This window comes from Parabacteroides sp. 52 (assembly GCF_010500925.1).
Lineage (GTDB): Bacteria > Bacteroidota > Bacteroidia > Bacteroidales > Tannerellaceae > QVMG01.
In genome coordinates, this window is sequence record NZ_QVMG01000031.1 from 1 (window position 1) to 10,711 (window position 10,711).

The following is a 10,711-nucleotide window of genomic DNA, read 5'->3' on the forward strand; positions in this document are numbered from 1 at the left end:
TAACCCCGGCTAAAAAGAATGTTTGCCAACCTCAAAAACAACTACAAAAATGACCACGTTTTGAAACGCAACTTTAAGGGGTCAGTTTAAATTGGCCGAAGGGGGTCACTTTCGATGGAATTTCCACCTCATCATAGAAACCTGTTTTACAAATGAGTTTATCACATTAGCAGGCGTTTTATGAGGATCTACTTGCGGCTTAATGGATTTTGTTAGCCATACAGAAGTCGCTTTTAGAATATTAGAGAATGCACACAGGAAAAAATTTAAATAGTATTTATCATCTGCGACAGTTGAAAAAATTATTTTCTTCAAAATTAACAAATCTTTAATCTGCTCAGTCTTGAACCAATATTTTATTCGCGAATTCACATTTTCTATTTCACAGTCTTCTATATATGACGAGGAAAATGAGTTCAAGATAGCTTCTGTATAGCATTTCAAAACTTCGTCATTATATATATGACTTTTTGTTTCTGCTATTAAAGTTGCAACAGGATTGATGTCACACCCCCAGAAGCAGAGTCCATTTTTTTTAGTCTCGTGAGCAACGGTCCCACAACCACAAAAAATATCCGCCACAAGTCTCACATCTACTCCTCTTTTTTTAACAAACTCTATAGCCTTTGTCGTTATAAATGCAGGAAATTTAGCAGGATAAGCATGTATTCGATGCATCTTACATTCTTTCCCATCTCCCGTATTCCAAAACGGGTCTAATGGTATCTGCTCAAAATCAACAGAATAAAAATTAGAGGTTACTTGCATACTTTTATAGGATGATATAATTCGCAAAGATAAGAGAATGTTGCTAAACTATATAATAAACATGAACCTTTCCGTTTGATCCATTTTATTAGAAACCATTACACATACATTGTACTTCTATATTAGAAGAATATATTAATATAAATCTTTGGACTTTTACACTTCAACCAATCTAGTCACGTTTTCTGAGTACCAATATGTCTTACTTGCAATTTTGTTTCTATTTTCTACTGGCAAATTCATGAAATCAGCAACATGGTCTTCCTTCGGAAAATAGGAATGACAATAAACAGGAGTGATACCTTCTATAACAATTCCTATATAATCTGTACCAGATATCATTGCTAAAATTTCTTTAGCATCCCATAGTTTGAAAGGGATATTATAGTTATGTAAAGCTATTGCAAATCGTACAGTTTCAGCTACTCGGTTACGGCTTTTTCCAGAAAGAGATAATCTCCAACCATCTGCTCGCTTGTCAACATACAGCGAAATATGTGTAGAGTTACCACCTCGACAAACTTCCCACGGATGACCAAATTGCCATTCTCGTTTGTTAAACCATTCTTCAAATGCTTGGGGAGAGTCAGGATTCAGTTGGGTAAGTCCGAAATCTCTTCCATCTGCAAATTTACGGTATAAATCTACTGGTTTCATATCTGCACTCTGCAAATAGCTATTAGCGTCATATCCAATTTTACAGCAGTCAAAGAAGATACCGGAAGTCATTTCCTCTGGAAAGATAGTCTGTTCATCATCTTCGGACAATTCTACAATAATCTTTAGTATATCTATATCAGTCGTTGTCAATCCCTTCAGCATCCACTCTTTTTCTTTCGGGTCAATGTTCCAATAATCCTGCCGAAGGATGCGACCAGTACGTTTTGTATAAGGAAGATGTTGATTGATATACTCATTATAGCCGGACATATCTCTTTTGAGCCAGTCAATACATTTGCTAACGGTTTGATCAATCCATGAAATAAGCTGGAGATTAATGGATTCCGTAATATTCGATGTTTCCTTCTTTATGTGCAGAGTAAGTTTACTGTCAATGAAAAGAAAACAAGCTTCATTATAACGTTTTACAGAGAGAAGATACCATTTTATTGGATCCGGATATTCTTCTTTCCATAACTCTTCATACTCATCTTTGCTACTTACGATCTCATTCTCCAAATACTCATCATAATCTCCGAAATCCTCTATAGAGCCACGTTCTATGATTAACCAAAGTTCACGACATTCATCATTACCACAGATTGCAACACATTGAAGTTTCTCTATTATACTTAACAAAGCATCTTTCTCCTCCTGACTGAGTAAATCAGGATGGTATTGTGCCCTTTCAATGAGATTATCAAATACAGGAGCAGAGAAAGTAGCTATGCCATTTACTTGTTGCATCCAACAAAAGTAGTCATATTTTAGCCGATATATCTCATAAAAACAAGAATTGACTAGATAATAGTGGGGTAATTTACTCAGCAAGTGAATGAGAAAAATCTCTTTTGTTTTGTACGCAAAATAAAAAGGCCTCATTTTCGTCTTGTCGATAAAACAGAAATGCTCTTAATTCATCTCAATACCTTTATTTTGTTTCCATAATGTGCTATTTTTGCTGCATAACAGAAACAAAAAAAGGGCTAATTGCTTTAATTGAGGGCAGGCAGGTTTAATATGATTCCATCCTTTGCAAAAATAATCACGCTAATAACGAGCAGAACGATGAAAGATAATCATCCTCACTCCCTCCTTTTTTTTGTCCGAAAAAAAGCAGTAATTTCAGACAAAATTTAACCTCCCTCTTGTTTTGTCCGAAAAAAAGCAGTAATTTCGGACATAATTTAGTAAAACAAGAAATATGGCACATGTTTTATCCAAGGAAATTAAACACCGCATAATGCAAAATGGAGAAGGAAGGCTTTATGTGATAAGTGATTTTGCTGATTTGAATAATGATGCATTGGTTGCTAGAGTGCTATCCCGACTTGAAAATGAGAAATTTCTGATACGTCTCTCACAAGGCATCTATTTGTATCCAAGTCGTAATCGTTATGGGATACATAAACCATCTATTGACACAATTGCAAAAACGATTGCCGAAAAAGACAAGGCGCGTATTATCCCATCAGGCTTAACTGCTTTGAATGCTTTAGGGCTATCAACTCAGGTCCCAATGAATGCCGTATATCTAACAAATGGTACTCCAAGGTCAATTACAGTGGGTAATCGCAAAATCATTTTCAAGAAGAGCGTCCCCAGAAATTTTGCTTATCAAAGCGAGTTGTTTTCTTTAGCTGTATCAGCAATGAAAGAAATCGGTGAAAAGAGTATAGATGACAATACGATACTGACAATAAGAGAAATACTTGCTAAGGAGCCAAATCAGGAAATGATTAGGCAGGATTTCCTTATAGCACCACAGTGGATTCGCAAGAAATTAAATATAATCTGATTATGGAAACGACGTTAAAACAGAACTGGATATTTCTACCTTTAGAAGAAAAACAAACCATCCTTGCAAATGTAGCAGAAGAAAAAGGTATTGATGATAATGCCGTAGAAAAAGATTTTTGGGTAAGTATGGTGTTGAAATCCATTTTCGGATTGCCATGCAGTAAAGGAGTAGTTTTTAAGGGTGGAACGAGCCTTAGCAAAGGCTGGGATTTAATAGAGCGATTTTCTGAAGATTGTGATCTTGCCATAGATAGAGCTGTTCTCGGATTTGGAGAGAACCTAAGTAAGAAGGAACGTACTAAATTAAGAAAAGAATCAAAACGATTCGTAGACAACACACTTGTTCCAGAGATAGAAAAAGCATTGGACGCATTGGGGTTATCAGGACATTTTAAGTTGGTGAATCCTGAAACAACAGTATCGGATAAAGACCCTGTTGAGTTTTTTATCGAATATACCTCTATATTGCCTGATAAGAATCCATACATAGCAGAAAGAGTTAAGGTTGAAATTAGTTGTCGCTCATTAATCGAACCATTTGAACCTGTTAAAATGCGATCTATGATTGAAGACGCGTACCCGGATGAACCTTTTAGTGGAGCATCGTTTGTTGTGCCAACAGTCTTTCCGGGGAAGACATTTTTAGAGAAGGTTTTTCTTCTCCATGAAGAATTTAATCGAATAGGAGGCGGTAGAAATATCGATAGACTTACTAGGCATCTTTATGACATAGAGAAGATGATGGATGAAGAATTTGCCATAAAAGCGATGAACGATGAGTTCTTATACTCTCATATTGTTGAACATCGAAGCAAATTTACCGCATGGAGTGGATTTGATTACCAAAGCCACCATCCTTCAACGATTTCTTTCTTGCCACCGGAACCCTTGGTTGAGACACTTAAGGATGATTATAAAAAGATGCAAGAAGGGTTCATTTATGGAAAGAAGCTATCTTATGATGAACTAATCAAACGCATTACTATTTTACAAGAACGATTCAGAAAACTGACATGCAATACTCCGTTCTTTAGCCTTAAGTAAAAAAAATATAAGTATCAGGGCATCTATATTTTTGAATAACCAATATCATATCATCCGCAATAATATACAGACTGTGTATATTGTTGCGGATGCATTGCTTATATAAAATTCTATTGGGGCTCTCTTTTCTATTTTTATCCTACCTACAGAACGATAATTGCCATAGTCCATTAGTTTATTGTGTTGTGCTGTTATTAGTTTATTATGCAGAATCCAATATTGCAGACTGTTAATCAGTACATTATAGCACTATTTTAAGATAAGATTTCGAAAGAAGTCTTCATGGTTATAGATATTTTTCGTAACTTTGTAAAAGAAATCATGCAAATAGCGAGCAGAACGATGAAAAATAATCGTGTGCTAAATCGTGTGGGATTCCAAATTTAAGAAAACATAAAAGGTTGACTATCAATAGAGATACGATAATAGTTCTCTTTCTGGTGGCACCACTTAAGAAGAGTAGTAAAACGAAGCAAATCCCTGAAACATAGACAGTTTCAGGGATTTTTCTTTTTAGGGCAACTCTGTGAAAATGGCAAGAAACAGTATTTCTTAATATTGCTTTACATTATCCGTTTGCCTCTCAACCATTCTTGCAAATATCCCATTCTGCTTTTTCAGTTCTTCGGGTGTTCCATTTCAGCAACACTTCCGTTTTCCAACACTATTATTTTATCGGCATTGGCGACTGTTCGCATGCGGTGTGCAATTATCAATACCGTTTTATTACGAACTAACTCTGATATTCCCGCTTGTATCTTGGTTTCGTTCTCTACATCAAGAGAGGCGGTTGCTTCGTCCAAAAGAACTATCGGCGCATTTTTCAATAAGGCGCGAGCGATAGAAACACGCTGGCGTTCACCTCCTGAAAGGGTTTCACCATTTTCACCAATAACAGTATCGTAACCTTGCGACATATTACTTACAAATTCATCGCATTGAGCCAACCGGGCAGCATGCATCACTTCTTCGTCCGAAGCATCACGTTTACCTATCCGAATATTTTCTTTGATGGACGTATTAAATAGTGTTACATCCTGAAAAACAACCGAATAATTTTTTAATAAAACTTCAGGTTCTATCCGACTAATATCACATCCTCCCAGTTTAATCTCTCCCGACTGAATATCCCAGAAACGAGCCGCAAGTTTGGCTGCCGTACTTTTTCCGCTTCCCGAAGAGCCGACCAGAGCGGTTATTTCGCCTTGCTTAACAGTGAAAGAGGCGTTTTGCAAAACTTGTTTTCCCGATTCATAAGCAAAGTCAACATTTTTGAACTCTATATCGTAATCAGTTGGTGCAAAATCGGTTGCTCCCTGTTGAATGGGTAAGGCTTCCATTTCATTCATGCGGTCAATACGGACATCGAGATAAAATAGTGCTGCCAAATTGTTCATCACTTCGTCGATAGGTGCATAAATCCGTGAGCCGACTACCAAAAATATCAAGTAAGTAAATAAATCAATTGCTCCTGTTGTCAATAAATTAGCTCCGATAATTATCACACTCGCCAAGCCGAGTTTCAGTAAACTTTGTGCGCCGTTCACCAAAACCCCTGTCAATAATTCACTCTGGATAAGCACTTTTTCGTAATGGTCTATTTTATCATCCAGTTTGTGAAGATAATCCGCCTCCTGATTGTAAGATTTTATCTCCTGAATAGCATCCAATCCTTCCTGTATTTGTTCGGTTACGGCACGTTTGTTTATGTAATTGGTCTTATTCGCTTTGGAAATCTTTCGTTTGGATAATAGAATCACCGCTAATGCAAACGGCACTACCCAAAACAAAGCCAACGCCAGTTGCCAGTTATAGAAAAACATTCCGCAAGCAATGAATAGAATACTAATCATTGAGGCAAATAGCTGTGGCACGGCATGTGAGAATGTATGTTCCAAATCGGTGCAATCATCCATAATGGTCGATGTTACATCCGATAAGTTCTTCTCTCCAAAGAAAGCCAAAGGCAACTTGCGTAGTTTCTCGGCAAGCGAAATTCTCCGATTCGCACTTTCTTCATATACTGTATTGAATGTACTTTTGTATTGAAACAGGGCAATCACATACATCACAAATATGAATGCAAGACCGAGAATGCTGTAAAAAGCTATTCCGTGTGCGACAGAAGCGGACGGATTAAACACCGGTTGCAGATAGTCTTCGAGAAAAAGGAAGACAAAAACGGCTGGCAGCATCAAGGCGAGATCGAGCAAGGTTGTCCAACATACGCCTTTACAGAAATCTTTAGCTCCCTTTTGGGAGAGAGCAAATCGTTTTTGAATCATTTTAAGCATGAGTAGCCTCCTTTCCGATTGTCCATTGAACGGACTGCCTGTATTCGTTCCACATATTGTTATATATTCCTTGTTTGTTGATTAATTCGTTGTGCGTGCCATGTTCGGCGATTTTCCCTTTATTGATTACGAGAATATTGTCGGCATCGACAATGCTTGTTAAGCGATGGAAAATCCAATATGTGTTGACCCCTTAAGCCAAAATAGGTTTGACCCCTGAAAATTATTTAATATTGACCCCTAAGTATCCTGATGAGTGGGGTCATTTTTATTTTAGGGAACCATCATTAGGTTGTAAACCATTGTTTTTCCTTTTTTAAATTGATATACATTTCATTCATGGAAATGATAGAAAAGACAACACTTTATGGAAATTTACTCTTTCGGAACGAAAGGAAGAAATTTCTATAAACCGCTTGCGGCTTGGTGTTGGCGTTCTATCGTTGGAATGTACCTTTGTATGTCTCTTAAAAAAGACTTTGTCAGTTCTTTATCTCGTCCATTCTGTTTCATTTTCCTTTCTTGCAATCTAATACTTTATAGGATTGCCAAAAGTTTATGTTGGCATACATTTCAATAGGGTCATTTTTATTTTGGTTAGAAGGGTCAAACTTATTTTGGGACGAGGGGTCAAAATCGTTTGGTTTACGGGGTCAATCTGAACTGGATTTTCCAATGAACCTTCCGAACAATAGAGCAAAAGACGATATTCCTCTTTATATTTCTCTATCAGCTCAATGTAATATATTATGGTATTTTCGTTATGACCATAAGGTATTATGTGGCTAAAGTCGAAATTATCTTCGGTATGTTGCTGGGTAATAAACGTGAAAATGCCATTCTTGGCAGGGTTTAGAATGGCTCGATATATCTCATCTTTGTTCTTAAAGTAGTTGTAAATATTGCTTAACCCGACATTTGCTTTTTGGGCAATATCACGCATAGAGGTATTCTTGTAGCCTTTAGAGATAAACTCCTGCCGGGCTACAGAGAGAATGGATTCGAATATTTCGTCTTTTAGTAATTTCATTAATGAATGCCGTACTTTTTCGACCACAAAGGAACGGTGTTCTTTAATAACCTGCAATCCCTATTTCTTGGTATTTTTACATTGAAAGTATGCGTTCAGAATGATCTCCCTATTCAATCTTACCACAACAAATAAGAGGACCATTTGTTATACTAATAAAAAGTAGAGAGATGAACGATCCGAATAAATCCATTCGCAGAAAAGGTTTTAAGAAGTTTAGAAATGCCTTATTGGCTTTCCTATTTATCGGGCTAGGCCTATTTGTGGGCATCCGTTACTATTACCCTTACGGGGAGGGCGTTAAGACCGGACAGTTGAATTACGTTGTATACAAAGGAATTCTTTTCAAAACGTATGAAGGGAAGCTTATCCAGTCCGGGTTCTGGTCCAACAAACCGGGAGGCATACAATCCAATGAGTTCACCTTTTCGATTGCCGATCCTCAAATTGCAGAAGAATTGATGCGTGCCGGAGGGCAAATAGTCGACCTGCATTATAAAGAATACTTTGGCATATTACCCTGGCGGGGATATTCTAAATATATCGTAGATGCGATTGTACACATCAGCCCGTCAGTAGAGACGCCCGTAGAGACCTATCCACCGGTCACTCCGGAGTGAAAGAAACAAAAAAAGAGGCATCATCCCGACGCCTCTCTCCCTGAACTAAATGATAAAAATAAAAGTTATGTGGGAAGGTTTTTAGTTAACCCTTTCAAAATATACTGTATCTTCCGTGAGTATCTTTTTACCTGGAAAGTTCTTGTCTGAGTTGTAATCCAACTCATAGATCTTCTCCCCGTCAAAAGTATTTACCCGTATTTTCAACTTTACGGTTTCCCCCTCTGTATCCGGTAAATCTCTCAAATCAAAACAAACAATACCACGAACCCCTGTTCTGGCCGGATCATTATAGGCGTTATGCCGAAACTCAACACTATAAAGATCCTCTTCTTTTTTATCTTTTAAGAGATTGACAAAATGAGTTTCCTGTCCCCCGTAGTTAAAGACAAAAAGTACATTCAGATAACCATCTCCTATCCATATATTTTCGATATTTACAGGATCGGTTCCATAAATCACATCATTTTCTTCTCCTTTGTCCGCAGCAATCCCTTTTGTTAAAACAGGATCCAAGCCATTGACTCTTACATAATGGGAGAATCCATCCATTGAATCGCTCAGAATGGTGTAGTTCAACCATATCCGTTGTCCGTCGCCTAAATTATGTCCTGTATAGTACCCGGCTGTTGGCCAAAGCGATTTGCCATCATCCAATCTGAAAAAATGTGCATTATTCTCTAACGACTCAATAGTTGCCACTTCTATCCAATATTTGCCTAATGAATATCCGTCGTCATCCAAACAGGATTGAAATGTAAGTGTAACCCATGCAAACACTACTGTCAGCAAAAATAACTTCAACTCTTTCTTTCCTCTCAACATAAATACTTCATTCCTTTTGTTTCCAATAAGATAGATGAGGTATGAGAAAGAAAGGCTGCAAATAGAAACAATAAAAGATGTTAAAAGGGAAAATCTGTTCTTCTTCAGCTCTTTCTTGTTTTTTTCCGAAACTGATAATAGAACATAATTCCGGCACTGGTCAGCCCAAAGGGGAAGGCCATCCAGACACCAACAGTACCCCAATCCAGGGTAAACGCGAAGAAGTATCCCAAAGGTAAAGAGATAATGAAATAGGCGATAAAGGCCACCAGCATCATCGATCTCACTTCGGAGATGCCACGCAATGCATTGGCAAATGTGATTTGCAGGCCATCACCAAACTGATACAGGATGAAAGGGAGGATTAGGCCGGCCACTGTGATACCGACTCCTTCATCGTCGGTAAACCACCCTCCCAATTCATTTCTCAACAGATAGAGAGGAATGGAAACAAACACTGCCATGACCATGATCAATTGAAATCCGGCCGAAGCCGTATGCCGCACATTATGTATATCCCCTTTACCCTGAAAGTTACTTACCCTTACAGCTACAGCGGCTCCCATCCCGTAATACATCATAAAACCAATCTGAGAAATCGACAACATGACTTGGTGGGCAGCCAAAGCAACAGTGCCTATCCACCCGATCATGATTGCACTCAGACTGAAAGATGCGGTTTCCATACCCATCTGAAAAGCGATCGGCCAACCCAGGCTGTTGAGCTTTTTGAAATCCGACAGATTGAATCCGGAACGCTTGAATCCATCCCGATAAGGCCGGTAACGCTTGAAATAAAAAAAGACTATAACGAAAGCGATGCACATCAATATGCGTGAGAAAAGCGTACTGATACCTGCTCCCAATAGTCCCATTTCTGGCAATCCCAGCTTCCCGTAGATCAAGATATAATTGCCTATAATATTGAGAAGATTCCCACTGAGCAATATCCACATCGATGTTCTCGTGTCGGTTATGCCATCTGCAAATTGTTTAAATCCGTTGAATAGAAGAATGAACAAGAGAGATACGAGTAAAACGATATAATAGGGTTTTATCAGATGAATCAGTTCCTGCGGTTGACCCAAACTTTCGATATGGAGGTATAAGAATGACATAATGACCGTCAACAGAACGGCTACCAGTGAGTTGGCCAACAAGCTGTTTTTCAGTGTCCGCCCAATGGCATCCGCCTCATTATTGCCAAAGAGATGTCCGACAACAGGAGTCAGTCCATAAGAAAAGCCGGTGCTGAAAATGATAGCCATTGTAAACATATTATTTACAAAAGAAGCAGCCCCCAGTTCCTGGGTACTGTGATGTCCGATCATCAACGTATCGGCAAAACCCATAATGATTTGCCCGATTTGTCCGATCACAATCGGAACCCCCAGGTATATCAGGGCTTTATAATGATTCTTATAGGTCTGATAAAATTGTTTCATATTGCTGTTTTCAATGGGCAAAAGTAATCAATAATATTGCTTTGCGAAGCGAACGCTCTCAAACAATTGGAAGAAAAAAACGCAGTTCTATATGTTCAAAATGCGGGACAATTCTACTGTTGATAGCTATCGTTACTACTGACGACAACTATCGTCACTACTGATGATAGCTATCGTCACTACTGATGATAGCTATCGTCAGTAGTAACGATAGCTATCAACACT

The 10,711-nt window shown here is 38.1% G+C and carries 8 protein-coding genes and 2 pseudogenes; 3 read left to right on the forward strand and 7 right to left on the reverse strand.

All coding sequences use genetic code 11. The features are described 5' to 3' along the window. Positions 1–105 precede the first annotated feature (105 nt). Together D0T51_RS11690 and D0T51_RS11695 are read right to left on the reverse strand one after the other, a co-directional pair. Complete coding sequence (locus D0T51_RS11690) at positions 106–768, reverse strand: DNA methyltransferase (RefSeq protein ID WP_163729510.1); 663 nt, start codon at positions 766–768, stop codon at positions 106–108. 156 nt (positions 769–924) lie between these two features. After that, on the reverse strand, positions 925–2,175 hold the full coding sequence (locus tag D0T51_RS11695) for a hypothetical protein (RefSeq protein WP_163729511.1): 1,251 nt from the start codon (positions 2,173–2,175) through the stop codon (positions 925–927). A 457-nt stretch (positions 2,176–2,632) separates the two neighbouring features. Here D0T51_RS11695 and D0T51_RS11700 point away from each other — a divergent pair, with 457 nt between their 5' ends. Both D0T51_RS11700 and D0T51_RS11705 read left to right on the forward strand, forming a co-directional pair. Then, the gene (locus D0T51_RS11700) at positions 2,633–3,226 is read left to right on the forward strand and encodes a DUF6088 family protein (RefSeq protein WP_163729513.1); all 594 of its coding nucleotides are present in this window, start codon (positions 2,633–2,635) and stop codon (positions 3,224–3,226) included. A gap of 2 nt (positions 3,227–3,228) precedes the next feature. Next, the gene (locus D0T51_RS11705) at positions 3,229–4,272 is read left to right on the forward strand and encodes a nucleotidyl transferase AbiEii/AbiGii toxin family protein (RefSeq protein ID WP_163729515.1); all 1,044 of its coding nucleotides are present in this window, start codon (positions 3,229–3,231) and stop codon (positions 4,270–4,272) included. A 552-nt stretch (positions 4,273–4,824) separates the two neighbouring features. Here D0T51_RS11705 and D0T51_RS11710 read toward each other — a convergent pair. The 3 genes and pseudogenes from D0T51_RS11710 to D0T51_RS11715 all read right to left on the reverse strand — a co-directional run bounded on the left by D0T51_RS11710 (position 4,825) and on the right by D0T51_RS11715 (position 7,596). Then, a pseudogene (locus D0T51_RS11710) lies at positions 4,825–6,566 on the reverse strand (ABC transporter ATP-binding protein). Next, positions 6,559–6,741, reverse strand: a pseudogene (locus D0T51_RS12335) (ABC transporter ATP-binding protein); the annotation flags it as partial. The pseudogenes D0T51_RS12335 and D0T51_RS11710, both read right to left, overlap by 8 nt. 381 nt (positions 6,742–7,122) lie before the next feature. Continuing rightward, a complete protein-coding gene (locus D0T51_RS11715) occupies positions 7,123–7,596 on the reverse strand; it encodes a TetR/AcrR family transcriptional regulator (protein WP_163729517.1) in 474 nt (157 codons plus the stop codon). 170 nt (positions 7,597–7,766) lie between these two features. On the opposite strand from D0T51_RS11715, the gene D0T51_RS11720 reads away from it, so the two are divergent. Beyond that, a complete protein-coding gene (locus D0T51_RS11720) occupies positions 7,767–8,216 on the forward strand; it encodes a hypothetical protein (RefSeq protein ID WP_239056819.1) in 450 nt (149 codons plus the stop codon). An 81-nt stretch (positions 8,217–8,297) separates the two neighbouring features. Here D0T51_RS11720 and D0T51_RS11725 read toward each other — a convergent pair whose 3' ends face one another. Continuing rightward, positions 8,298–9,041 carry a NigD-like protein gene (locus D0T51_RS11725; protein WP_163729519.1) on the reverse strand — a complete coding sequence of 248 codons (744 nt, stop codon included), beginning with the start codon at positions 9,039–9,041 and terminating at the stop codon, positions 8,298–8,300. A gap of 104 nt (positions 9,042–9,145) precedes the next feature. Then, positions 9,146–10,486, reverse strand: a complete 1,341-nt coding sequence (locus D0T51_RS11730; protein WP_163729520.1) for an MATE family efflux transporter — start codon at positions 10,484–10,486, stop codon at positions 9,146–9,148. Positions 10,487–10,711: the final 225 nt, after the last annotated feature.